This window comes from Halomonas sp. M20, from assembly GCF_020622265.1.
Taxonomy (GTDB): domain Bacteria; phylum Pseudomonadota; class Gammaproteobacteria; order Pseudomonadales; family Halomonadaceae; genus Modicisalibacter.
Window position 1 is genome coordinate 267,631 of record NZ_JACNMQ010000004.1, and the last position, 23,195, is coordinate 290,825.

General features: G+C 59.9%; 22 protein-coding genes and 1 pseudogene. 13 read left to right on the top strand and 10 right to left on the bottom strand.

Annotated features, from left to right (window positions below; all coding sequences use genetic code 11):
- Positions 1 to 22 precede the first annotated feature (22 nt).
- The 3 genes from H7850_RS12535 to H7850_RS12545 form a co-directional block, all read right to left on the bottom strand.
- Positions 23 to 1,051 (bottom strand): succinylglutamate desuccinylase/aspartoacylase family protein, encoded by a 1,029-nt coding sequence (locus H7850_RS12535; RefSeq protein WP_227369871.1) that lies wholly within the window; start codon positions 1,049 to 1,051, stop codon positions 23 to 25.
- Between the two features lie 106 nt (positions 1,052 to 1,157).
- The gene (locus H7850_RS12540; RefSeq protein ID WP_227369872.1) at positions 1,158 to 1,760 is read right to left on the bottom strand and encodes a YceI family protein; all 603 of its coding nucleotides are present in this window, start codon (positions 1,758 to 1,760) and stop codon (positions 1,158 to 1,160) included.
- 21 nt (positions 1,761 to 1,781) lie between these two features.
- Positions 1,782 to 2,549 carry a CDP-alcohol phosphatidyltransferase family protein gene (locus H7850_RS12545; RefSeq protein WP_227369873.1) on the bottom strand — a complete coding sequence of 256 codons (768 nt, stop codon included), beginning with the start codon at positions 2,547 to 2,549 and terminating at the stop codon, positions 1,782 to 1,784.
- Between the two features lie 167 nt (positions 2,550 to 2,716).
- On the opposite strand from H7850_RS12545, the gene H7850_RS12550 reads away from it, so the two are divergent.
- The 5 genes and pseudogenes from H7850_RS12550 to H7850_RS12570 form a co-directional block, all read left to right on the top strand.
- Positions 2,717 to 3,721: a zinc-dependent alcohol dehydrogenase gene (locus tag H7850_RS12550; RefSeq protein WP_227369874.1), complete on the top strand. Its 1,005-nt coding sequence runs from the start codon at positions 2,717 to 2,719 to the stop codon at positions 3,719 to 3,721.
- Between the two features lie 4 nt (positions 3,722 to 3,725).
- On the top strand, positions 3,726 to 4,124 hold the full coding sequence (locus H7850_RS12555; protein WP_227369875.1) for a 6-pyruvoyl trahydropterin synthase family protein: 399 nt from the start codon (positions 3,726 to 3,728) through the stop codon (positions 4,122 to 4,124).
- The gene (locus H7850_RS12560; RefSeq protein WP_227369876.1) at positions 4,121 to 5,185 is read left to right on the top strand and encodes a glycosyltransferase family 4 protein; all 1,065 of its coding nucleotides are present in this window, start codon (positions 4,121 to 4,123) and stop codon (positions 5,183 to 5,185) included. The genes H7850_RS12555 and H7850_RS12560 overlap by 4 nt, the downstream gene beginning before the upstream one ends.
- A complete protein-coding gene (locus tag H7850_RS12565) occupies positions 5,182 to 6,081 on the top strand; it encodes a class I SAM-dependent methyltransferase (protein ID WP_227369877.1) in 900 nt (299 codons plus the stop codon). Before H7850_RS12560 ends, H7850_RS12565 begins: the two co-directional genes overlap by 4 nt.
- Positions 6,078 to 6,965 (top strand): annotated as a pseudogene (locus tag H7850_RS12570) (lysylphosphatidylglycerol synthase transmembrane domain-containing protein); the annotation flags it as partial. The gene H7850_RS12565 and the pseudogene H7850_RS12570, both read left to right, overlap by 4 nt.
- A 33-nt stretch (positions 6,966 to 6,998) precedes the next feature.
- Here H7850_RS12570 and H7850_RS12575 read toward each other — a convergent pair.
- Positions 6,999 to 7,886 carry a RibD family protein gene (locus tag H7850_RS12575; RefSeq protein ID WP_319799282.1) on the bottom strand — a complete coding sequence of 296 codons (888 nt, stop codon included), beginning with the start codon at positions 7,884 to 7,886 and terminating at the stop codon, positions 6,999 to 7,001.
- Between the two features lie 71 nt (positions 7,887 to 7,957).
- Between H7850_RS12575 and ribA the strand changes: the two genes are divergently transcribed.
- On the top strand, positions 7,958 to 9,073 hold the full coding sequence (gene ribA, locus H7850_RS12580; protein WP_227369878.1) for a GTP cyclohydrolase II RibA: 1,116 nt from the start codon (positions 7,958 to 7,960) through the stop codon (positions 9,071 to 9,073).
- Here the strand turns inward: ribA and H7850_RS12585 are convergent.
- The gene (locus tag H7850_RS12585; protein ID WP_227369879.1) at positions 9,049 to 9,897 is read right to left on the bottom strand and encodes a creatininase family protein; all 849 of its coding nucleotides are present in this window, start codon (positions 9,895 to 9,897) and stop codon (positions 9,049 to 9,051) included. The genes ribA and H7850_RS12585 overlap by 25 nt on opposite strands.
- A 218-nt stretch (positions 9,898 to 10,115) precedes the next feature.
- Between H7850_RS12585 and H7850_RS12590 the strand changes: the two genes are divergently transcribed.
- The 3 genes from H7850_RS12590 (at position 10,116) to H7850_RS12600 (ending at position 13,445) form a co-directional block, all read left to right on the top strand.
- Entirely contained in the window at positions 10,116 to 11,675 is a 1,560-nt protein-coding gene (locus H7850_RS12590) for a cation:proton antiporter family protein (protein WP_227369880.1), read from the top strand.
- 76 nt (positions 11,676 to 11,751) lie between these two features.
- Positions 11,752 to 12,744 (top strand): amidoligase family protein, encoded by a 993-nt coding sequence (locus tag H7850_RS12595; protein WP_227369881.1) that lies wholly within the window; start codon positions 11,752 to 11,754, stop codon positions 12,742 to 12,744.
- Between the two features lie 2 nt (positions 12,745 to 12,746).
- A complete protein-coding gene (locus H7850_RS12600; RefSeq protein WP_227369882.1) occupies positions 12,747 to 13,445 on the top strand; it encodes a gamma-glutamyl-gamma-aminobutyrate hydrolase family protein in 699 nt (232 codons plus the stop codon).
- 58 nt (positions 13,446 to 13,503) lie between these two features.
- On the opposite strand, the gene H7850_RS12605 is transcribed toward H7850_RS12600, so the two are convergent.
- Together H7850_RS12605 and H7850_RS12610 are read right to left on the bottom strand one after the other, a co-directional pair.
- A complete protein-coding gene (locus H7850_RS12605) occupies positions 13,504 to 13,935 on the bottom strand; it encodes an OsmC family protein (RefSeq protein ID WP_227369883.1) in 432 nt (143 codons plus the stop codon).
- A gap of 129 nt (positions 13,936 to 14,064) precedes the next feature.
- Complete coding sequence (locus H7850_RS12610; RefSeq protein ID WP_227369884.1) at positions 14,065 to 14,634, bottom strand: DUF1415 domain-containing protein; 570 nt, start codon at positions 14,632 to 14,634, stop codon at positions 14,065 to 14,067.
- A gap of 169 nt (positions 14,635 to 14,803) precedes the next feature.
- Between H7850_RS12610 and H7850_RS12615 the strand changes: the two genes are divergently transcribed.
- Positions 14,804 to 15,694: an aldo/keto reductase gene (locus tag H7850_RS12615; protein WP_227369885.1), complete on the top strand. Its 891-nt coding sequence runs from the start codon at positions 14,804 to 14,806 to the stop codon at positions 15,692 to 15,694.
- 313 nt (positions 15,695 to 16,007) lie between these two features.
- Positions 16,008 to 16,478 carry a phasin family protein gene (locus tag H7850_RS12620; RefSeq protein ID WP_227369886.1) on the top strand — a complete coding sequence of 157 codons (471 nt, stop codon included), beginning with the start codon at positions 16,008 to 16,010 and terminating at the stop codon, positions 16,476 to 16,478.
- A 162-nt stretch (positions 16,479 to 16,640) separates the two neighbouring features.
- On the opposite strand, the gene nfi is transcribed toward H7850_RS12620, so the two are convergent.
- Positions 16,641 to 17,402, bottom strand: a complete 762-nt coding sequence (gene nfi / locus H7850_RS12625) for a deoxyribonuclease V (RefSeq protein WP_227369887.1) — start codon at positions 17,400 to 17,402, stop codon at positions 16,641 to 16,643.
- A gap of 28 nt (positions 17,403 to 17,430) precedes the next feature.
- Positions 17,431 to 17,838: a DUF1499 domain-containing protein gene (locus H7850_RS12630; protein ID WP_227369888.1), complete on the bottom strand. Its 408-nt coding sequence runs from the start codon at positions 17,836 to 17,838 to the stop codon at positions 17,431 to 17,433.
- A gap of 88 nt (positions 17,839 to 17,926) precedes the next feature.
- On the opposite strand from H7850_RS12630, the gene H7850_RS12635 reads away from it, so the two are divergent.
- Both H7850_RS12635 and H7850_RS12640 read left to right on the top strand, forming a co-directional pair.
- Positions 17,927 to 19,150, top strand: a complete 1,224-nt coding sequence (locus H7850_RS12635; protein ID WP_227369889.1) for an exonuclease SbcCD subunit D C-terminal domain-containing protein — start codon at positions 17,927 to 17,929, stop codon at positions 19,148 to 19,150.
- A complete protein-coding gene (locus H7850_RS12640) occupies positions 19,147 to 22,437 on the top strand; it encodes an AAA family ATPase (RefSeq protein WP_227369890.1) in 3,291 nt (1,096 codons plus the stop codon). Before H7850_RS12635 ends, H7850_RS12640 begins: the two co-directional genes overlap by 4 nt.
- Positions 22,438 to 22,636: 199 nt before the next feature.
- Here the strand turns inward: H7850_RS12640 and H7850_RS12645 are convergent, their stop codons facing one another.
- Positions 22,637 to 23,176 (bottom strand): hypothetical protein, encoded by a 540-nt coding sequence (locus H7850_RS12645; protein ID WP_227369891.1) that lies wholly within the window; start codon positions 23,174 to 23,176, stop codon positions 22,637 to 22,639.
- Between the last annotated feature and the right edge of the window lie 19 nt (positions 23,177 to 23,195).

Below are 23,195 nucleotides of genomic sequence, written 5' to 3' on the forward strand. Positions count from 1 at the left end.
GCAGGCGTATCGGAACATAGCGCTACATCGTCTCGAGGGTCGGTTCATAATCTTGCTGGAAAGACTCTACGGCGTTTTCTGCCTCTTCGATGGCATCGAAGCGGGCCACGTGAAATAACGCTTCCCCTTCATTGACCAACGGCAAATTGCTCATGCCGATGACGATGCCATCGGCATTGGCGATGACTTCCCCCTCGGCGTTGCCAAACGGGTCAGCCACCAGCCCCAGCAGTTGTCCTTTAGCGACCCGCGCCCCGAGCCGCACCCGAGGTCGCAGAATGCCATCTCCAGTCGCCCTCGCCCAACTCGAGCCATTGGCGATCTCCGCGGGTCTTGATATCGCACGTTGCCGACTAGTCGGCAACATGGCTAACGTGCGCATCACCCGCAGAATGCCGCGCACCCCAGGCGCAATCGACCATTCATCGAAACGCAGCGCCTCCCCCGCTTCGTAGGTCAGAACCGGCACGCCGCGGTTCTGGGCATAGGCACGCAAGCTTCCTTCGCGGAGCTCCGCATTGAGGATCACCGGTGCCCCGAAGGCATCCGCCATGCGCGCCGTCTCGCTGCTCGAACCTAGTTGAGCGCGAATCTGAGGCAGGTTGGTGCGATGGATGGCGCCGGTGTGCAGATCGATGATATGAGTGGCCAGATCGACGATCTGCTCCCGAAAGAGTGCCGCCACCCGAGAGCCCAGCGAGCCCGTCTCGATGCCGGGAAAACAACGATTGAGATCACGCCGATCCGGTAGATACCGCGTATGCTGAACGAACCCGAAGACGTTGACGACAGGCACCGCAATCAGGGTGCCACGCAATCGGCGTAGCGCGGATGCGCGCAGCAGACGACGCACGATCTCAACACCATTGATTTCATCCCCGTGGATGGCACTACACACCAGCAGCACCGGGCCGGGCTGACGTCCGTGCACGACCTCCACGGGTATATGCAGTGGCGCATGCGTGTAGAGCTTGGCAATAGGGACATCGATTTGAGCGCGGGTACCGGGGGCCACATGCACACCGGCGAGTTCGAAAGAGCTTCGGGCCATCACGGCTTCCTTGAAGAAAACAGCGTTTTCTTTATACGCCTTGATAGCCTATATGACGACCCTTTATCCTACTTTCTTGCCCAATTCGACCGAAGCCATTAGTTAGTTACTGTCGAATTCCCTCGAACTCGAAGATCAATTCCACCTCATCACCCACCATGCCGTTATCGACGCCGTAGGTCATGCCCCATTCACTGCGAGACAGCGTGGTGCGCGCCGAGAGCCCGAGCGTGTACTGCTTGTGGCCAAAAGGGTATTTTTCCGCCTTGTTGAGCGTGACATCAAGAGTCACTGGATGGGTCTCGCCCAGCAGGGTGAGATCCCCGGTCAGCGACCCTTGGGTATCGCTTTCGGCGTTGAAATCCGTGGCCTCGAAAACGATTGACGGGTACTCCTTGGCATTCAGAAAGTCGTCGCTCAGCACATGTTCATCGCGTTTTTCATGGTTGGTGAAAAGACTTGCAGCCGGTATTTCCACCCGGCCCGAAGAGAGTGCCTGGGTCTGCTCGTCGTAAACGAACTCCCCTTCCCCTTCCAGGAACATGCCCAGCTGCTTCTGATAGCCAAGGTGATCGATCAAAAAGCCGATGGAAAAGTGCTCGGGATCGATGCGATAGGTCTGCGGCTCTGCCTGGGCCGGTAACGCCCCTAGCAGAAGGCCGCCTGCCACGGCCACTATCGATAGAGAACTGCGTAGTGCGGTAATCATTTCGAGTCTCCTCATAAACGGCTATGAACCGCTTGAAAGCGCTCTTTTCTTCTTGGTGGATAGCCAGCGTATATCCACCAAGAACGACACGGACAGCACCAATAGCGACAACGCGGCAAGGCTGGATGCCATGCCGCTCGATACCCATGGGTGTAATCCACATAGTAGCGTCAGTGCCTGCCACACGCAGATGATTTTGCGTCGGCGACTCTCGGGTAGCGCCCGGTTGAGCCAAGGCCAGACTTTCCCGGTCAGAACGAAACCGTATCGCATCAAACCGATCGACAATACCCAGGGCCCTGCCTTGCCAAGCACGACAAGGGCCAGACACAGCACCAGAATGAAGAAGGCATCCAGCTCCATGTCGAAACGGGCCCCGAAAGCGGTCGCGGAGCGCGTCAGCCGCGCGATCCAGCCATCCAGCCCATCGAGGATCAAGGCGCCCAATGCCAGGGTCGTCATGACGACGGCGTGTTGTGCCATGAAATCCGGGAAAAGGATTGCACCCGCCAGAATCGCAACGAGCATGCCCCGCAACAGCGTGACGCGGTTGGCCCAACCCAGCCAGCGGCGCGTGGCAGGCCAGGACTTGAGCACCATTACGACCATGATCAGATAAACCGCACCAGCGCTAAGACGCAGCCCCACCGGTGCAGCCAGCCACAGCAACAGCCCTTCCAGCAACCCCACGAACAGAAGCGATGCGACAAAGCATTCGATCAAGGTCGATGTACTGAAACGACTATCCTGCGGGGCATTCATCACCGGCTGTCGATTACCATGCTGCATGCGGCACCCCTAGGGTCTGTTGACGTTTCATTCACGTTCGCGCTGAATGGCGATTTTGCTATATAACTTTTGTACAATCATTGAACAACAAGTTTATGCGAAGGTCGATACCTGTAGAGCATTGTTCTACTCTACTGCTCTATTAGTGTGTTACGAAGGAAAACGCCATGTCCTCCATTACCGCTCAAGCCTTCTGGACGCTGGCCCCGGGGCATGGTGCCCTGCGCGATGAGAGTCTCTCGCCTCCTGGTCCCGAGGAAGTGTTGGTTCATAGTCGCTACAGTGCGATCAGTCGCGGCACTGAAAGCCTTGTCTTCAATGGACAGGTGCCGGCAAGTGAACGTTCACGCATGCGCGCCCCTTTTCAACAGGGCGACTTCCCTGGCCCGGTCAAATATGGCTATGCCAACGTCGGCATCGTGGAACAGGGCCCGGAACATTTGCTGAACCGCGCCGTCTTTTGTCTGTACCCCCATCAGGATCGCTATGTCGTACCCCAGGACGCAGTGCTGGTACTTCCATCCGGCTTACCCTTCGAGCGCGCGGTGCTCGCTGCCAACATGGAAACCGCCATCAACGGCCTTTGGGATGCAGGCCCACGGGTGGGCGATCGCATCAGCGTCATCGGCGCCGGCGTCGTCGGTGCGCTGATCGCCTACCTATGTGCGCGGATTCCCGGCACTCGAGTGCAGCTGATCGATATCGCACCCCAGCGTCAGACACTCGCGGATGCGCTGGAGGTTCCTTTCTGTCTCCCTCATCAGGCAGAAGGCGACAACGACCTGGTGATCCATGCCAGTGGCTCACCGGATGGGCTTCGCACCGGGCTTGAATTGGCCGGTAAAGAAGCCACCTTGATTGAAATGAGCTGGTTCGGCCAGAAGGAAGTGAGTCTGCCGCTGGGAGAAGCGTTTCACTCCCGCCGCCTGACGCTGCGCGCAAGCCAGGTGGGTACCGTGGCACCGGCACGCAGCGCCCGCTGGGACTATCGGCGCCGCCTGAGCCTAGCTCTCGACCTGCTGCAGGACGCACGCCTGGACGCACTCATCAGCGGGGAAAGCGATTTCAAGGATCTCCCGGAATCGATGCCCCGCTTGTTCGAGCATGCCAACGATGTACTCTGCCATCGTGTGGCTTACCCACAAACGGATAACTTTGCACAAGGAAGATAGTGTCATGTTCAGCTTGACCGTTCGCGATCATTTCATGATCGCTCACAGTTTCAACGGCGAGGTCTTCGGCCCGGCCCAGCGCCAGCACGGCGCTACCTATGTGGTGGACGTCACCTTCAAGCGCCCGAACCTGGATGATGACGACCTGGTCATCGACATCGGTCTAGCCAGCACCACCCTTCACGCCATACTCGATGAGTTCAACCTGCGCAACCTGGATGACATCGAAGAGTTCAAGGGCCGCAATACCACCACGGAGTTCATGGCCAAGGTCGTGTTCGATCGTCTTGCCCGAGCCATTCAGGAAGGCCGCTTGGGGCCTGCCGCCAGCGGACTGAGCAATATGAGCGTGACCCTGCATGAATCGCACATTGCCTGGGCAAGCTACGAGGGAACGCTATGAGTCATCACCTGACGTTCATAGTGGCCGGCGACCCTGAACAGCTGACCGGCGGCTATCTCTATGACGCTCGAATAATTGAAGCGTTGCGTCAGCAGGGGTGGCGCGTCGAGGTCATCGGGCTCGAGGGGCGATTCCCGGAGCCGGATGCAACCGCCGCCGAAGCCATGGAAGAAGCACTGGCCAAACAGCCCGACGGCGCCCGGATCGTCATCGACGGTCTGGCCATGGGCGGCTTGCCCGAGGTGATTGCCAGGCACGCCAAGCGCCTCGAATTGACGGCTTTGATTCACCACCCGCTTGCGGACGAAACCGGACTCGACCCGGCTCAGCGCTCTCGCTTCACGCTAAGCGAGACTCGGGCGTTGACCGCCGTCGACAACGTCATCGCCACCAGCGTGTTTACCGCCCATCGCCTTGCGGATTTCAACGTCGATGCGGAGCGCATCGCCGTCATCGAGCCCGGCGTCGAGCCGGCGCCACTGGCGGAACGCGATGACAGGAGCGCATTGACAGGCCAACACCTGCTATGCGTGGCCACGCTCATTCCGCGCAAGGGGCAGGACGTATTGATCGAGGCCCTGGCCCGTCTCTCTGAATACGACTGGCAGTGCGATCTGATCGGCGCTCTGGATCGCGATCCGGGTTTTGTCGAAAAGCTTACCGACCTCATCCAGAATCACGGCCTCAAGGATCGTATCCGGCTGCTTGGCGAACAGTCATCGGAAGCACTGGGACAGGCCTATCGCAACGCGGATCTCTTCGTTTTGCCCTCTTTTTACGAGGGTTACGGCATGGTGATCAGCGAAGCTCTAGCCCGGGGTTTACCTGTCATCACAACCACCGGGGGCGCCCTGGCGCATACCCTGCCGGAAACCGCGGGGTTGAGCGTGCCGCCCAGGGACACCCAGGCACTGGCCCAGGCACTCAAGCGCTGGCTCGATGAGCCCGAGCTGCGCGAGGGTCTGCGCCAGGGTGCCCGGCAAGCGCGAGAAAATCTCACCGACTGGCAAACCGCCGGCGACGCCTTCGCCAAGGCGCTAATGCGGGGCGGGATCTCATGACCCAACCGGCGCCGGGCAGCATCTTCGATACCGGCTGGCTGCGCCTTCGCGAGAGCGCCGACGCCGCTGCCCGGAGTACGGCATTGCCCGAACGGGCCAGGCGCTACCTAGTCCAGCGGCAACGGGGTGAGCGCTGTCTATCGCTTGTCGATCTAGGCTGTGGTGGCGGCAGCAATCTGCGTTTTCTTGCGCCACGGCTGCCCGGCCCCCAATCCTGGCACTTGATCGATCACGATGCCGGCCTGCTCGATGAGGCCCTCGCCACGGCAACGCATCTTCGCGATGTCAGCGGTGAGCCCATTGCGGTTCAATCGGCGTGCAAGAGTCTTGTGGATGTTGAAGCCGACTGGTTTACGGGGTGCGATCTGGTCTGCGCCTCGGCGCTTTTCGACCTGGTGTCCAGTGACTGGCTGGAACGGCTGGCAGCAGCCTGCGCGGCGTCGAAAACCGCAGTGCTGTTTACCCTGAGCGTGAACGGCGACTGGGGCTTTCTCGACGGTGACGGACAAGCTCAAGACCACCCCAGCGATCGCTGGGTGCGGGATCAGCTCATCGCCCATCAGCAGCGAGACAAGGGCTTTGGCATCGCCCTGGGCAGCCACGCCCCCCAGGCCTTGGTCCAAGCGTTCGCTCAGCGCGGCTATCAGGTAGAAAGCGCTCCGAGTCCTTGGCGGTTGTCTCCCGGCCATGCTGACACCCAGGCACTGGGCCACAGCCTGATCGAAGGCTGGGCCGGCGCTGTCCATGAGCAGTCGCCCAACGAGCAGCAGCGACTGGAACGCTGGCTGATACACCGCCTGTCGCAACTCAATGCTGGCGCATTGGGGCTGGAAGTGGGTCATATGGATTTTTTCGCGTATCCGCCGGCATCAGATTCAACGGGTGATAACCTATGAGATTGCCCCGCGCCCATCTATGGCTTCGCCTGCTGGCAAGCCTGGTGCTGTTGGGTGTACTCGCACTATGGCTGGACACCTCCGCCATCATTGCGGAAATTCGAGGGCTATCGCTCTACTGGGTTCTATTGGGACTGATATTGACCCTGCCCCAGGTAGCAATCTCCGCCTGGCGCTGGCGCCTTACCGCTCGCCTGCTGGATATCCGCCTGCCCTGGCAGGCTGCCTTGGGCGACTACTATCTGGCGACCTTTCTCAACCAGGTACTGCCCGGCGGCGTCATGGGGGATGCCGCCCGCGCCTGGCGTCATGCTCGCGCCAGCGGTCAACGGGCGGCGGCGCTGCGGGCGGTCATCATCGAGCGCACCTCCGGGCAGCTGGTGTTAGCGGCCATGGCTTGCGCCACATTGTTCTCGCCGATCTGGCAGGCGCCGTTGAGTGCATTCTCGCGCGAATCGCTGTGGGGTGCTGGCGTTCTGCTCGGAGGCCTCTTTTTGCTGTTGATGTTTGGACTGCTATTCAAGCGCATCCTCCGACGGCCCCTCTCTTTGTTCAAGCGCGTATTTGCAGGATTTTTTACCGGTTTAGGCCGCGATCTGCATCGCTCCCTGTTGAGCCAGCAGGCATGGCCCCGGCAGCTCTTGGGCTCGGCGCTGGTGGTGTGCAGTTATGTAGCGGTGTTCGTCTGCGCCGCCCAAGCCATTGGCAGCGAGTTACCGCTAACCACGCTATTGGCGCTGATTCCTCTGGTGCTGCTGGCCATGGCCATTCCGCTCTCCGTGGCGGGCTGGGGTCTGCGGGAAAGCGCGGCTGCGTTGGTATGGGTCGGTGCCGGCCTGTCGCCGGCTCAGGGCGTGGCAATATCCGTGGCCTATGGCCTACTGGTGCTGATCTCGAGCCTGCCCGGTGCGCTGTTTCTAATACGCCGTCGTTCGCGGCGGTTCGCTGGCGGTGAGCATCAGATCGAACAGGGTGTCCTCACCGCAGGGAAAGGTTCTGCACCGGGGGCGCAGCGCCTGATCGAGAGTCGCAATGGGTGTCAGGTCGAGACCGGGACGCCCGGAGCCAATCAACAGCGGTGCGATCAGCATATGCAGGCGATGCAGTACGCCGGCTTCGAGAAAGCGCGAGATGGTCACCCCGCCGCCTTCGATCAATACGCGCTCGAGCCCTCGCGCGCTCAGCATGTCGAGCACGCTGCCCGGATCGAATCCCTGTGCGCCCAGGGGCAGCACGATACGCTCCACATGACTACCGAAGACGCCGGCCACAGAAGCGCCCTCACCGATCACATGCAATGTCGGCGCATCACTGGACTGGAAAACATGACAGGCGCTGTCGAGTCGCCCTCGCGGATCGAGCACCACCCGCACCGGATGCCGGCCCGAGACATGGCGCACGTTGAGCTGGGGGTTGTCCGCCTCGACGGTGCCGGCGCCGACCATGACTGCGTCCATCAGGGCGCGCAGGCGGTGCAGGTGAATGCGGCTTTCAAGCCCGTTGATGTAATGAGATGCGCCGGTCACCGTGGCGATTCGACCGTCCAGACTCTGACCCAGCTGAGCGATCGCCAGGGGCTCGGTTCGCGCCACCAATGGCAACAGATTGTCGAACAGGCGACGCCCCTCGTCGATGATGCCCGTATTGCAGGTCCAGTCACCGCCCCTGATGATCTGTACGCCCAGTCGCTCGTCGACAAAAGGCCGAGACAATGACCAGTCATGATCGCGGGCAAGACATGTCAGATGCCAGGCTGCGTCAATGTCGAGGCTGGGAACGCTCATCAAACTGCTCTCGCTTATCATTTGAACGGGGATGAACGACTATGATGCTTAGCCCCATGCGCCAGCACAACCTAGCAATACAAGGAGATGTCATGCATCAGGTTGAACGAGCCATTTTCGATCTTCGTCGCGGGCTCCCGGTAATATTGCGCGACGATGAACAGGATGTTCTTGTCCAGCCCATCGAGAGTCTCGACGACGGTATTCTGGAGCATCTTATCGCAACCGCGGGAGAAGCCCCGGGGCTGGTATTAAGCCGCCATCGTCTGGCACTGCTTGGCAAATCGATCGAGCATGAGACCGCCCGTTTGCCGTTGTCTCCGGCGATGCTTGCAACCGAACGGCTAAACGAACTCGCCTTTAGCGTCGATCCAGAGAGCGTTTCACAGGATATCGTGTCGGCCAGTCGTGCCGATCATGCCGCATTGACCCTGATGCGTCGGGCACTGCTGATACCCGCCGCGCTTACCGCCCGAGTAGCCAAGGCGTCTCGTGAAACCGTCGAGGCATTGATCGGCCAAGGAGAATTGCTCTCAGTAACGGTATCGGATGCCGAGCGCTGTTTCGAAGCGGCCAATGGACTGCTCAAGCGCGTCAGTGAAGCACAGGTTCCGCTGGCAGAAGCCATCGAAAGTCGTTTCATCCTGTTCCGCGAACCAGATGGCCTGCGGGAGCACGTCGCTATCGTCATCGGCGACACCGCCGCCTGGCAGAACGCGGTACCTCTACGTATGCACTCTGCCTGCCTGACTGGCGATCTGTTTGCCAGCCTGCGCTGCGACTGCGGTGAACAGCTACGGAACGCAGTAGCGGATATCGATGACATGGGTGGCGGCGTATTGCTCTACCTGGCCCAGGAAGGACGCGGCATCGGCCTTGCCAACAAGCTGCGCGCCTATGCCATGCAAGATGTGGGGCTCGATACCCTGGACGCGGATCAGCACCTGGGCTTTGGTGAGGACGAACGTCGTTACAGCGTGGCAGTAGATATGCTGGCGGCCCTGGATATTCGCCAGGTACAACTTCTGACCAACAACCCCATCAAGATCGCGGCGTTGACTGCGGGCGGCATCGAAGTTACCGAGCGCCAGGCACTTTACGGAAGCCTGACGGAGCAGAACTACCGCTATCTGAATGCCAAGGCCAAACGTGCCGGCCATATGCTCGATGGGGTGCTGGAAAACTACGAGCGGCTTGGGGGTGAATGAGAGCGAGCCATGTGAAAATCCGCGATGTCCATAACACGGGCCTCCTCGAAAAGCGCGGCCAAATGCGTGGCATAATGCTCGACCAGCCGGGCGCCGAGTTCGGCGTCGGCGAGTCGGGCATTGCCTACTACCCCACCCGGATGCAGATCCTCCGCCAACCAGGCAAAGGCTGCCTCTCCCTCCGGCCCCAGCCGATCTCCCCGAGCCGCCATTGCTTCACCCCGGGAAGGCGGGTGATCGACATGTTCCCGACGCACCTTGTGCGGCGCCAGATGAAGCATCATCGCGGTTTCAAGCGCGCCCCCATGCAACCCATGACGTAGCTCCTCTAAGGGGAGCGCTTCGGACGGTATCGAAAAGCGCATGTAATGCGCCTTGACCACTAGCATGCCCCAGCGCTTACGCAGGTTGAGAGCGGCAATGTCCGCCATCGCCTTGTTGCCGCCGTGGCTGTTGAGCAGCACCAGACGGCGAACGCCGGCACGAGCAATGGAATCGCCGTAGGCTTCGATCACCGCAATGGCGGTTTCCGGAGGCAAGCTCAACGTGCCGGGGTAGCTTGCGTGTTCCTGGCTTGCGCCCACCGCCAGGGCCGGCAATGCAAGTAGAGGAAAAGTACCGGGCAGCTTGCTCATGGCCGCCTGTAGAAGCCCCAGGCCGATATCCAAATCCGTAGAGAGCGGCAAGTGCGCGCCGTGCTGCTCGATGGCCGCCAGGGGCAATACCGCAACGCTATCCTGGCGGAGGGTTCGTTCGAGTTCCGGCGAACTCAGCGCTTGCCATTCGCGAGACCAATCGCGGGAAAGCTTCGTGGGGTCTGGCATGATAACTCCAGTTGATGGGTACTTGTCGGCAGACTTACCTGAATATTAGACAACATGCCCACCATCAGTCTTGTTTATATGAGATTGACCCATCTCAAGGCTGGCAACCTACTTTGTAATAAAGTAAAAACAACGCCTTTGTAGAATGTTTTTTTACCTGTTCTTTTCCAGTCCCATGCCTTGGCAGAATTGCTGCGAAATTCCTGGAGTTCGATCGGATGCTGGAAGTCATTTGTCTTACCTTTGCCCTGGTATTGGGCTTGATTGCCCGCGGTTTCGGCCTACCGCCTTTGATCGGCTTTCTCGGCGCGGGCTTTGCAATCAATTCTCTCGGCGACCTTGTGGCTCTGCCTCCCTCGACGCCAGAGGTACTCCACTACATGGCCCATCTGGGTGTGCTGCTGTTGCTGTTCAGCGTCGGCCTCAAGCTCAAGCTCAAGAGCCTCGTTCAGCCCGAGGTCATCGGCGGGGGGCTGGCGCACTTCGTGGTGACAGTGAGCGTGTTCGCGATGGGGCTTCACTGGATTGCGGATATCGACTGGACCAACGCGCTGATTCTGGCCATCGCTCTGGCCTTTTCCAGTACAGTGCTCGCCGCCAAAAGCCTTGAGGAGCGCCGGGAGCTGCGCTCCTTCCATGGGCGGGTGGCGATAGGCATTCTGGTCATTCAAGACCTGATCGCCCTGGGCGTGCTGGTGTTTTCCATTGGCCAGGCCCCCTCACCCTGGGCCCTTCTACTGCTCGGATTGCCCTTGCTGCGTCCGGTACTCCATCGCCTGATCGATGCCTGCGGTCACGACGAACTGCTGATGATGATGGGTCTGGTGCTGGCACTTGTCATTGGTGGCGCCGGCTTCACGACCCTGGGGCTATCCAGCGAAGTAGGCGCTCTGGTGCTGGGAACGCTGATCTCACAGCACCCCCGCGCTCAGGAAATCGGCAAATCCCTGTGGGCGCTCAAGGAGCTGTTCCTGGTCGGCTTCTTTCTCGAGATCGGCATGTCCGGCTTGCCGGATTGGCAATCCTTCGGTTTTGCTCTTGCCTTCGTCGTCTTGCTGCCGCTGAAAGCAGTGCTATTCTTTTTTCTACTCTTGCTGTTCCGCCTGCGGGCACGTAATGCCTTCGAGGCCTCGGTCAATCTCAGCAGTTACAGCGAATTCGGCCTAATCGTTGCTGCTGCGCTGGTGCCGGATGCGCTGGTAGGGCTTGCCATGGCGGTGGCCCTGTCATTTCTTGTGGTGTCACCCCTGCAGCGCAAGGCGCACACCCTGTTCGGTCAAATCGAACCCTGGCTTACCCGCTTCGAGACCCACAACTGGCATCCGGACGAACAGCCCGCCTCACTGGGGGACGCCCAGGTATTGGTCATCGGTATGGGGCGCACCGGTACCGCGACTTACGATCGCCTGCGCACAGACGCCATCGCCGTGATCGGTCTCGACGCGGATCCCAGCCGCGTCGAGAGCCATACTGCCGAAGGGCGGCATATCGTCTATGCGGATGGAGAGGACATCAGTTTCTGGAACGCGCTCAATCTCGACGGCATCAAGGCGGTGGTTCTGACCCTGCCGGATGCGCAATCCAAGATCTTTGCAACGCAACAATTGCGCAGCCATGGCTTTACGGGGGCCATCGTTGCGCATAGCCTCTATCAGGACGAGGCGCAATCGATCCGTCTTGCTGGGGCCGATCAGACCTATCTGACCATGCACGAGGCAGGCCTGGGCCTTGCAGAACATGTGAGACAGGATGAGAACATTAAACGGCACATCTCCTGATGATATTTCAGGGTCTATCCACCCTCGCCGTGAAGGTGAAGGCCCGTTGCCAGGAGAATGGATTGAGGAGCGCAGATTGAATCCCGAAGCACCGCCAGTTCCACGCTGCGACGAAGAGCATCTACGTCGTGTCGGAGTCGAGATCGAGTTTGCCGCCATTGCGCCATTGAGAGCGGCACAACTGGTGCAGGAGCATTTTGGCGGCAGTCTTGAGCAATTCGATCCGCATCGCTTCAAGATCCTCGACAGTCGCTGGGGCAATTTCACCATCGAGCTCGATTCGAAGTACGTCCATCCGGATCACCAGGTGCTCGAAGAGAATACTCCCGATGATAGCGAGTGGCATCATCTGCGCCGGGAGATTCATCAGCGTTCGCGCCGGCTGCTGGGTGACGCGGTGGCAGGCATCGTGCCTACGGAAATCGTGTGTCCGCCCATTCCTTGGCTTGCGCTCAACGAACTCGACAGCTTGTTCGATGCGCTGCGTCTGGAAGGCGCTCGGGATACCCGAGACAGCCTGCTGTACGGCTTCGGCCTGCATCTCAATCCCGAGGTACCTTCCCTCGAGGCCGATAGTCTACTGGCGCACCTGCGCGCCTACATGATTCTGGCGGCCTGGCTGCGCGAAGAGATCGATATCGACATCACCCGTCAGATACTGCCCCATGCCAATCCCTTCACCAAGGAGTATGCGCTGAAAGTGCTGGATGCCGCCTACGCCCCGGATCTCGACACGTTGATCGAGGACTATCTTACCGCCAACCCGTCACGCAACCGTGAGCTCGACCTGCTGCCATTGTTTGCCTATCTGCGCCCCGACCACCCCAACCCGCTGCTTGCAGGTGAGTTGGTCAGCCCCCGCCCCACCTTTCATTATCGTCTGCCCAATGCGCAGCTATCCCAACCGGACTGGAGCGCGGTGTGCGAATGGAATCGCTGGGTCGAGGTGGAACGCCTGGCGGCGGATACCGAGCTCCTGGCCGAACGCAGCGCAACCTATGTCGACCACTACCGGCGCTCCCACATGCCTCAGTGGCTGGACCGTCTCAAGGAGTGGATGAAGGAGTAGTCATGGTACGCCCAAGGATCGGCATTACCACCTCGGATCATAAAAGCCTGCTAGCCTGGTGGTGCGACTGGCTGGCAGTCTGGCGCGCCGGCGGCAAGCCGGTACGTCTATCTCCCTCGCGCCCCATCCCTGACGATCTCGATGGGCTGGTGATTGGTGGCGGTGATGATATCGGCGCCCATCTTTATGGCGGCGAAGTACAGCTCGATGTGCGGGTCGATCCGCAGCGAGATACCCTGGAGCTATCGCTGTTGAAACGACTGCTGCCCGATGACTGCCCGGTATTGGGAATCTGCCGGGGCGCTCAGATCATCAATGTACATCTGGGCGGCTCACTGGTCAGCGACATCTACACGTCCTACACCCACATCAAGAAGCAGCGCACGGTACTGCCGCGCAAGACTGTCGACATCACCATTGGTAGCCGTCTGCACGACCTGCTCGAGGTCAGCTGGTGTCAGGTGAATAGCCTGCATCATCAAGCCATCAATCGTGCAGGCCGTGGCATCGACATCGTGGCCAAGGATCGAGATGGGCTGGTTCAGGGAATCGAAAGCCGCAATCATCGCTTCTTGATTGGCGTGCAATGGCACCCGGAATTCCTGATCTTCAATCGCCCCCAGCAGCGCTTGATTCGTGGGCTAGTCGACGCGGCCAGCGATCATGCCGAAAGCCGCAGGCCCCTTGGCGAAGAAAGTTGACGCCAAAAACGACGACGCCGACCCAAGGTCGGCGTCGACTATTGCTTGATCGAAAGGATCAATTTTCCAGGCTGGCATCCAGGGTAATTTTGGCATTGAACAGCTTGGAGACTGGGCAGCCCTCTTTTGCCTTGTTGGCCGCTTCGTCGAATTTGGACTGGTCCGCGCCGGGAATTTTCGCCTTGGTCTCGAGATGGATCGCAGAGATGGTAAAGCCACTGTCGTCCTGCTCCAGGGTCACGGTGGCGCTGGTCTTGATGCTTTCCGGTTCGAGATTGTCCTCGCCCAGAATCATCGACAACGCCATGGAGTAGCAGCTAGCATGCGCTGCCCCGATCAGCTCTTCAGGATTGGTGCCAGCCTCTCCCTCAAAACGCGTGTTGAAACCGTAAGGGTTCTGTTTCAAGGCACCGCTTTCGGTGGATACCGTGCCTTTACCCTGTTTCAAGCTACCCTGCCACTCGGCGGATCCTTGCTTCTTGATGCTCATGACGTCTCCTTTCGCGAAATAAAGTGGATGATCAAACAGTCATCCCACTGATTAAACACTGTAGACGATAATGGATCTTTCATCCTTGCAACCTTGGGCAGCGCGTATTTGCTATCTGCCTATTACTCTTTATGGCTCTCGATTTCCAGACTTCAAGGGCTGGGCATCAGCAATCTGAGCGGCAAGGCGCTCATTGCCCATTTCCCGCAACAGCGTGACATTACGCTCAGGGATTCGCTCTGGATGGGCAAAGCCCGCCAGAGCGCGCTCGATGCTTTCTTCCCGCAGCAGATGCAGCATGGGCCAAGGCGAACGGTTGGTGTAATTGGCAGGGTCGCTCTCCTCTACGCCATGAAAGCAGTAATTCGGATGAAAGCTTGCCAGCTGATAAACGCCTTCATAGCCCTGATCCTCGAGTAGCGCTTCCGCCAACCCCAGCAAATCCAGGTAGTCATCGAAATCCTCGGCCCCATCAGTCAGCACCAGCACGGTAGTCTGGATACCCGAATCCTCGTCGAGGCGCCGACACTCCTCGATCAGCGCCAGCAAAGCGGCTTCAAAGGACCGAGCGCTCGTTGCCTCATAGCGGATGCTGCCACGCTCCATCTCGCGCCGGGCAAAAGGGCAGATGTCGTGAGCTACCACAAAGCTCTCGACCCAGGCTTGGGTCTGATCCAGGCAAACAGCGTCATCGGTCATGGGATGTCCCGTAAGGTGTAAATAAATAGGTGCAGGTACGAAGAGGCGATAAGAGCCAAGTGAAAGAACGAGAAAGCAAGTAAAAAAGAGTATAGCGGAGGACGGCATTGAACATTCACTCTTGAGCAATCATGTTCGTTGAAGCCTTCTCTTTTGACTGGAGCCGTTCATGTCTCACCACAATGTTCCTGTTGTCACTCTCGCAGCCGACGGCGGCCAGGCAACCGTCGAACTCCCTGCCATCGGACAAGGCACCTGGTACATGGGTGAAGGGCTGGCAACCTCTGAGGAAGAGGTTCGCGCCCTGCAACAGGGCCTCGAACTCGGCCTGACGCTGATCGACACCGCCGAGATGTATGGCGATGGCGGCGCCGAGAAGGTCGTGGGCCAGGCGCTCAAGGACCGGCGCGATCAGGCGTTTCTGGTCTCCAAGGTCTACCCCTGGAATGCGGGACGCGACAGCGCCATCGCCGCCTGCGAGAAAAGCCTCAAGCGTCTCAAGACCGATCATCTCGATCTGTATCTGCTGCACTGGCCCGGCAGCATTCCGCTGGAAGAAACTCTGGAAGCCTTTGAGCGTTTAAGTGAACAAGGCAAGATCAAGCGCTTTGGCGTCTCAAACTTCGATATCGCCGACATGCAGGCCTTGAACGAGCTGCCCAACGGTCAGCGCTGCGCCGTCAATCAGGTGCTCTATCATCTCGGCTCTCGCGGCATCGAGCACAGTCTGCTGCCCTGGCAGCGCGAGCACGGCATTCCCACCATGGCCTACTGCCCCATCGCTCAGGGCGGAAGCCTGCGCCGCGAACTGCTTGGCAATGCGACCGTCGAGGCCGTTGCCGAGGAGTTGAACGCCAGCACCGCGCAAGTGCTGCTAGCCTGGGCGATTCGCCCGATCGATGGCAAGCGCGATGTCATCGCTATTCCCAAGGCGGTACAGCCGGAGCACGTGGAACAGAACGCCGCCGCGCTGTCACTCACGCTGAGCGACAATGCGCTTGCACGCCTCGACGCGGCCTTCCCTGCGCCCAAGCACAAGACATCCCTTGATATTGTCTAGACGTTGTCCGAAAAGTACCTACGCTCCCAAGACGCACAACTGCAGTTCACTTACCTTATGTAGCCGCTGCTTGAACAAGCGACGTTTTTGCTATGGATGACCGCAACAAAGGGCCATGTAAAAAGTACTATTCAACCAGTATGGATTACACGTCTCATCCAACAAGAATGAGTTTTTAAAAGTGGAGGCAAACTTGTGTCTATTTAGTAGACATACCGTCCCGAACGTGACTATGCTGTGCTTATGATGCACTGCATCAAAAGAGCAATTCTTAATCAATACGGTTGCTTGACAATCTTTTAAGGAGCGTTACATGGCTAACACGAACGTAAATCAGAATGTTGAACAAGCCCAGCAGCAGTTTGCCTCTGTCTTCGCTGGTCCGGCTCGCTCTATCGCCGGTAAAATGCTCGATTACACGCAGAAATTGACCAATGTTCAGCGTGAAGCATTTGACACCTATTCCGAGATTGGATTCCGTCAGATGCGCTCGGCGCTTGATATAAGGAATTCCGAAGACCTGCGCAGCTACATGGAAGAGCAGCAGGATGCCGCCAAGAAAGTCGGTGAGCAGATGAAGTCTGACATGGAAAAAGTCAGCTCCATCAACCAGGAATTCATGCAGCAGAGTCAGGAAGTTACCCAAGATGCCATGCAGCGCGGCCAGGAAGCTGCTCAGCAGAATATGGAGCGTGGTCAGCAGAAATTGCAAGAAGTAGCAAAAGAAGGTGAAAAGGAAGTCGATAAAGCAGCTCAAGATGCCAAGTCTACTTCCAAGAAGTAAAACGCCCCTCGTCGGCTAACGCAGCCAACATATTGGGGTAATTCAAGAGCCGCGACTCATTCCGAGTGGCGGCTTTTTGTATGAGCGTTAAACGTTAAATTAAAAAATCGGCGATAAGAAAACTGTATATAAGGGTTTGTTCAAGCGCAATAAAACACGTGCTCAGCCGTCGATGCCCAGCTCACCCTGGCGTCTTTCGCTCTCAAACGCCTTGCCACGGCGCGAAGCCAGACGGTCCGCCAATCGGGTCGGTTCTGGCAGTTTGGTACGCCCCAGACAGGCAATGGCCCACTCCAGCGCCGTGGCTTGACTCACCCGATGGCCCGTAGACACGATTACGGGCTTGACACCCTCACGGCTGCGCAACATGGCACCGATGATCACCCGGCCAGCGTCGTCCACCAGCGCATCTTCCGGGTCCTCTTTTCGGCGCCGATCGGTCAAGGGCGTCCAGTCACCTCGACCGGCAGGCACCTCGCCATGCTTGCCACAAAGACGCTTCTTTGCCACACCCAGGGTTGGAAGATCGAGCCATAGGCCCAAATGGGAAGCCACACCCAAACGGCGCGGATGGGCAATGCCCTGACCATCGACCATGACCAGATCCGGGCGCTGGCTCAAACGCTTGAAGGCATTCAGCGCGGCGGGAATCTCGCGAAACGACAGCAGGCCAGGAATATAGGGCATGCGGGTAGGCTCGCGATGCACGATCTCTTCGATGGGCTCAAGGCTCGGCCAGTCGAGCAGCACTACCGCGGCCCGGGTCGTTTCACCATCATCCTCGAAACCGATATCCACACCGGCGATGCGCTTGATTTCATCCGCTGGCCCCAGCCGGTCATGCCGCTCGACCCGGGGCGCCAGGGATTTCTGCAACTCGATAGCCGCTTGCGGCTCCAGATTCCATTCGTGTAGTTCAGCCATGTCATTCCTTGCAATGTGGATCGTAAATTCAGCCAGTCTTCAAGGCGCTGCGCAATTGCTCCACCCGATTACGATTCTTGTCAAAATCACTCTTGCCCAACCGCGAGGCACTGCGCACATGACATACCTGCTCATCTTCACTCCAGAAACACTCCAGGTCATCGGTGAACCCCATCATCCTGGAGCGACATTCCGCATGCAGGTAATCCTCACGCCGAGTCACGATTTCGGTACGCTCCCAAGAGGCTAACACCTCGGCTATCCGTTCGATCAAGGCCGCGCCCTTTAAGCGCGACGACTTCAGAGGCGCAATATGATGCTTGTCATCACCTGACTGACTGCATACGCAGTTGGGTGTTTTTGGGCATGCTTTCAAGCGCCCTTGATGCACCCCAAGGTCCGTCGGGCGCCTGCCCGCAAAAAAACCTCCTGACATCGGTTTCTCCTCGCTGTTTTCAGTCGGCTCTAGGTTAGCGCACTGAGCCTCCACGTTTTACACTAGCGCCTCGCTGCAGGAGCATCATGTGAAGTTTTTCCATACCGCCGACTGGCATCTCGGCCAGACCTTTCATGGCCAGGAACGCCATGAGGAACACCGCGCTTTTCTTGACTGGATGCTCGAGACGCTAGCCACTCGACAACCGGATGCACTGCTGATCGCCGGGGATGTCTTCGATGTGGTCAACCCTTCCCTACGCGCCCAAGAGCTGCTTTACGACTTCATCGTTGGTGCTCACGAACGCCTGCCACAGCTCGAGATCGTAATGATTGCCGGCAACCACGATAGCGGCAACCGCATCGAACTGCCGGCCCCCTTGATGCAGCGGCTGAATGCCCATGCCCGCGGCCGGGTGCAATGGCGCGACGACGGCGAGCTGGATAGCGAACGCCTGCTGATTCCGCTGCACGACACTAGCGGAGAAATTCGTGCCTGGTGCCTGGCCCTGCCCTTTCTGCGCCCGGCGGAAGTGACCGGCGGCGATATCGGCGACTATGCAGCGGGCATCGCTCGGGTGCATCGTGAGCTGATCGACGACGCTCGCGAACGCCGTCAACCCGGCCAGGCGTTGGTGGCCATGAGCCATGCCCACCTGCAGGGCGCCAGCGTCTCCGAACACAGCGAGCGCCCCATCGTCATTGGCGGCGAAGAAGCCCTGCCGGCGAGCCTGTTTCCCGAGGACATCGCCTACGTGGCCCTGGGCCACTTGCATCGTCCTCAGCAGGTTGTCGAGGCACGCATTCGCTACAGTGGCACGCCGCTACCCATGGACTTCTCCGAAGCCCACTACCCGCATCAGATCGTCGAGATCACCCTCGAGGGCGAAACACTGAGTGGCATCGAAGCACTGCCGATCCCGCGTTCCGTGGAACTGCGTCGGGTGGGCCCCTTGCCGCTGGAACAGACCTTGAGCGAACTCGACGCCTTGACCGGCGACGACAATCTGCCTCGGGAGCGCTGGCCCTGGCTGGAGGTGCGCGTGGAGCTCGCCGCGCCCTGTCCGGACCTGCGCGCCCGGGTGGAAGCCGCCCTGGACGGCAAGCCGCTGCGACTGCTGCGCATCCATACGCGCTTTCCTGATAGCTTGGGCGATGCTCGGGAATCCCGAGTGACCCTCGACAGCCTCGGCCCGCGTGAACTCTTCGAGCGCACCTGGCACAAGCGCTACGCCAGCGAACCGACACCCCAGATACTCGAGGATTTCGATCATCTACTGCAGACGGTTCACGACGACGAGGAGAACGCATGAAGATCCTCGCCATTCGCCTGGAGAACCTCGCCTCCCTGGCAGGTAAACACGAACTCGACTTCACTTGCGCTCCACTGGCCGAGCAGGGCCTGTTCGCTATTATCGGCCCCACCGGGGCGGGCAAGAGTACCCTGCTCGACGCCCTTTGCCTGGCGCTCTATGGCAGTACCCCACGCCTGCGCGGTGCCCGCCAGGACCAGGCGCGCATCCCCGACCCCGGCGCCACGGATGTCACCAGCTTCGATCCGCGCACCCTGCTGCGCCGTGGTTGCGCCAGTGGCTTCGCCGAGGTCGATTTCCTGGGCCGCGACCAACGCCGCTACCGGGCACGCTGGGCCGTTCGCCGCGCTCGGGAACGTCAGGATGGCCGCCTGCAGGCGGTCGAACAGTCGCTTTTCGATATCGACGACAACCGCCTGCTGACCGCTCAGAAGCGCGAATTCGATGCTCTGCTCCCGGAACGCCTGGGCCTCTCCTTCGAGCAGTTCACCCGCGCGGTACTGCTGGCTCAGAGCGAGTTTTCCGCCTTCCTCAAGGCGGACGACAACGCCCGCAGCGAGTTGCTTGAAAAACTCACCGATACCGGCGAGTACTCAAGAATCTCGATTGCCGCCTATCGTCGCGCCCGACAGGCCCAGCAGGTGGTGGGGGAACTCGAACAACGTCTAGCCGGCGAGCCCCCTGCCGAGGCCGAGGCCCGCGTTCGACTCGAAAGCGAGGCCGCCGAGAGCGAACGCGTGCTGAATGCGACTCAGCTTCAGGCCACGCATTTGCAAGGGGAACGCCGGTGGCTGCAGCAGGATAGGCATCTAGTCCAGGGCATGCAGGATGCTCGTCAACACATGGAGCTGGCACGCCGCGACGACGAGGCCTTATCGGAGCAGCGTGAACAGGAGCGCAAGCTCGAACGGCTCGCCCCGCAGCGCCACCGTTTCCAGCGCCGCGAGACGCTGACGAGACAATCCCGTGAGCAGGAACAGCAGTGCGCCTCCACCCGCCAGGCACTGAGCGAGGCCGAACAACACCATAGCCATGCCGCCGGGGACAAGCGCCAGGCCGATAGCGCTTTGGCCGAGGCCACCCAGGCCCGCCAGGCGACGCTGCCCTTGATCGAGGCGGCCCGGGAACTGGCCGCCGAACGCGACCGCTTCGAGCATCAGCGCCGCGACAAACAGGCCAGCCGTCAGCGAATCGCCGACGCGCTGACGGGGGATCGTCAGCGACACGACACCCTGCAAAGGGGTTACCGCGAACAACACCAGGAGTTCGACGACCTGCAGGCCACGCAACGCCTGCAGTTGGGCGAACACGCCGATGCCTTGACCGCCCGACGCGCCCTGCTCACCGATCAGGAACAGGCCAATCAACGCCGTCAGACCCTGCAGACCCTCGAGCGGCACTGGCGCCAGTGGCATGACAGCCAACAACGCCTCGATGCGCTGCGCCGGCAACAGGATAGCGACACCCAAGGACAGGCACAGGTGCTGGAACAGGGCCAGGCGGCCAAGACCCAACTAGAAGGAGCGGAAAACCAGCAGCGCCAACTACAGGCCAGCATCGACGGACTGCGTGCCGCTCGTAGCGAGAGTGTGGTCTTGCTGCGCCAGCAACTGAGCGACGACCAACCCTGCCCGGTATGCGGCAGCCAGGCCCATCCCTACCGCGATGCGCCGCCACGCGAACCCGGCCAGGCACAGCTCGAGGCTACCGAACGCGAAGAGCGGCGCCAACTCGACGAAGCGGCGAAAGCCGTCGAGGCCGCTCGAGAAAGACACCATGGGTTACAGGGACAATACCGCGCATTGCAGGCGCAACTGACCCAGAGCGCCACCCACATCGCCAAACTGGCCGAGGAAACCGCCGCCCACCGCACCACCCTGCTCGATCAACCCGACAGCCAGGCATTGCTCGAACAGACGGATGCCGCTAGCTGGCTAGGCAACAACCAGGAGCACGCCGAACGGCACTGGCGCGACTCCCGCCAGGCTCTCGAAGCCCTCGACACGACCCAGCAACGCCTCACCCCGCTGCGCGACGCCCTGCAACGCCAGGAAATCGAACTCGGCAAGCTGGCCAGTCGCTGCGAACAGCAGGAACAGAGCCTCGCCACCCTCGACAACGAACTGGCCCCGCTCGCCGAGCAGTGTCAGCGGTTGGCGCGGGAACTGCGCGAAGCCCTGGGCGATCACGCCGCCCCCAACGAATGGCAAACGAGTGTCGACAGCGCCCTGGAGGATGCCCGCAAGCACGCCGAACAGGCCCGGGAGCGCGAACAGCACGCCGCCAGCGAGGTGCAGCGCCAGCGCCAGGCGCTTGAACATCAGCAACAACGACTGGATGCCCTCAAGGAAGAGCATACGCAACTCGACCAGGAACTGAATGTCTGGCGCGAACAGCACCCGCAGTTCGATGACGCCACCCTGGCAACTCTGCTCGCCATCGACGACGCGGACCGCCAGGCCCTGCGCGAGCGCCTGCAAAAAGCCGAGCGCGAGCATCATGCCGCCGAGATCAGCCTGACCGAGCGCCGCCAGATGCTGGCGAATCATCGCTGCGAGCGTTTTGCCGATGTCTCCCCCGAGTCGCTGCTTGGAGAGGATACCGAGGGCCGAATCGCGGCAATGGGCGAACGCCTCGCTGCAGAGGAAGCCAGCCTCGCCGAGCGTCAAACGGCCACCCAGCAGCGCCGTGACGCGGCTCAGCACGCCCTGCGCGACGACGACCGTCGCCGCGAACGCCAGCGCGAAGTGCTCGATGAATTGGAGCATGCACGCCGCGAGCAGCATCGCTGGGGCAGCATCAGCGAACTCATCGGCTCCGCAGATGGCAAGGCATTCCGGCGCATCGCCCAGGCCTATAATCTGGAACAGCTACTCGATCACGCCAATGCCCACCTTGCCTCGCTGTCACGGCGCTACCGCCTGACCCGCGGCGGCAGCGAACTCGGCATTCTGGTGATCGACGGCGACATGGGCGACGAACGCCGCTCCGTGCATTCGCTCTCCGGGGGCGAGACCTTTTTAGTGTCACTGGCACTGGCCTTGGGCCTTGCCTCGATGGCCTCGGGACAGCTACGCATCGAATCGCTATTCATCGACGAAGGCTTCGGCAGCCTCGACCCGCAATCCCTGGCCCTGGCCATGGACGCTCTCGACGGCCTGCAGGCCCAAGGGCGGCGCGTCGGCGTGATCTCCCACGTGCAGGAAATGCACGAACGGATTCCGGTGCAGGTGCGTATCGAACCGCTAGGTAATGGCGCCAGCCGGGCGAGGTTGGTGAGTAATTGATGGCCTGAATAGATAAATCTCCACGTTGGAATTGACCAAGTTGGCTGGTTTCAACGTGGGGATAAACTCAGTAATAGCTTGAGAGTGCCGCTTTCGGCCAAAAGCGGACAGTTAGCAGGTGCCGACCTAACACGCTGCTTTGTAGCGCAGGCGAAGCCTATATCCGGAAGGAAAGTCCAGGCCGAACTGCTTTGCATTGTTAGCGTGGTATCGGCCAACCAGCGTCGTTATCGTAACCAGCATAAGATTGTAGGTCCGTGATAAGAGCTTCGACAAGTTCAATGTCCGTCGGTGGGCGCAGGTACAAGTTGCCCGAAGCCTTTTCCTGTTCAGATTTTCGAAGCGGAGCTTGATATTTAGAAGCCCACTGAACAAATATAGTTAAACGCTCGAGGAGCGGCCTATACTCGTCAGAAATCGGGAACTTCATCCTCTGTGCAATTGCTACTAGGTCATGCTGGCGGCCGTTATCCTGAAAGTGTGAACTTTTCAAGCGCCCTCCTGAGGTATCAGGAGGAAATTTATAAACCAGCGCCCCTTTAAGAGCATTCTCGATCGCAAGGCCCAATAGCAACATAATTCCCTTCATCGAGCCTACTTCCCTGTATGTCTCTGTTTCAGTCTTTGGCAAGCGCATACCATCCATGCTCTGATAGAGAGCTTTGGCTGCCTCGAGCAGCTGCCAAGCTTGCCGGAGCCAATTCTCGGGTGTTGAGACTGCTTCTTCGAACTCAATCAATAGTCGCCTCCAGAGCGCT

What these genes read in the sequence shown, in the direction of transcription:
- H7850_RS12535 (WP_227369871.1), bottom strand. Translation starts at nt 1,051, where the DNA reads ATGGCCCGAAGCTCTTTCGAACTCGCCGGTGTGCATGTGGCCCCCGGT.
- H7850_RS12540 (WP_227369872.1), bottom strand. Translation starts at nt 1,760, where the DNA reads ATGATTACCGCACTACGCAGTTCTCTATCGATAGTGGCCGTGGCAGGC.
- H7850_RS12545 (WP_227369873.1), bottom strand. Translation starts at nt 2,549, where the DNA reads ATGCAGCATGGTAATCGACAGCCGGTGATGAATGCCCCGCAGGATAGT.
- H7850_RS12550 (WP_227369874.1), top strand. Translation starts at nt 2,717, where the DNA reads ATGTCCTCCATTACCGCTCAAGCCTTCTGGACGCTGGCCCCGGGGCAT.
- H7850_RS12555 (WP_227369875.1), top strand. Translation starts at nt 3,726, where the DNA reads ATGTTCAGCTTGACCGTTCGCGATCATTTCATGATCGCTCACAGTTTC.
- H7850_RS12560 (WP_227369876.1), top strand. Translation starts at nt 4,121, where the DNA reads ATGAGTCATCACCTGACGTTCATAGTGGCCGGCGACCCTGAACAGCTG.
- H7850_RS12565 (WP_227369877.1), top strand. Translation starts at nt 5,182, where the DNA reads ATGACCCAACCGGCGCCGGGCAGCATCTTCGATACCGGCTGGCTGCGC.
- H7850_RS12575 (WP_319799282.1), bottom strand. Translation starts at nt 7,886, where the DNA reads ATGATAAGCGAGAGCAGTTTGATGAGCGTTCCCAGCCTCGACATTGAC.
- ribA (WP_227369878.1), top strand. Translation starts at nt 7,958, where the DNA reads ATGCATCAGGTTGAACGAGCCATTTTCGATCTTCGTCGCGGGCTCCCG.
- H7850_RS12585 (WP_227369879.1), bottom strand. Translation starts at nt 9,897, where the DNA reads ATGCCAGACCCCACGAAGCTTTCCCGCGATTGGTCTCGCGAATGGCAA.
- H7850_RS12590 (WP_227369880.1), top strand. Translation starts at nt 10,116, where the DNA reads ATGCTGGAAGTCATTTGTCTTACCTTTGCCCTGGTATTGGGCTTGATT.
- H7850_RS12600 (WP_227369882.1), top strand. Translation starts at nt 12,747, where the DNA reads ATGGTACGCCCAAGGATCGGCATTACCACCTCGGATCATAAAAGCCTG.
- H7850_RS12605 (WP_227369883.1), bottom strand. Translation starts at nt 13,935, where the DNA reads ATGAGCATCAAGAAGCAAGGATCCGCCGAGTGGCAGGGTAGCTTGAAA.
- H7850_RS12610 (WP_227369884.1), bottom strand. Translation starts at nt 14,634, where the DNA reads ATGACCGATGACGCTGTTTGCCTGGATCAGACCCAAGCCTGGGTCGAG.
- H7850_RS12615 (WP_227369885.1), top strand. Translation starts at nt 14,804, where the DNA reads ATGTCTCACCACAATGTTCCTGTTGTCACTCTCGCAGCCGACGGCGGC.
- H7850_RS12620 (WP_227369886.1), top strand. Translation starts at nt 16,008, where the DNA reads ATGGCTAACACGAACGTAAATCAGAATGTTGAACAAGCCCAGCAGCAG.
- nfi (WP_227369887.1), bottom strand. Translation starts at nt 17,402, where the DNA reads ATGGCTGAACTACACGAATGGAATCTGGAGCCGCAAGCGGCTATCGAG.
- H7850_RS12630 (WP_227369888.1), bottom strand. Translation starts at nt 17,838, where the DNA reads ATGTCAGGAGGTTTTTTTGCGGGCAGGCGCCCGACGGACCTTGGGGTG.
- H7850_RS12640 (WP_227369890.1), top strand. Translation starts at nt 19,147, where the DNA reads ATGAAGATCCTCGCCATTCGCCTGGAGAACCTCGCCTCCCTGGCAGGT.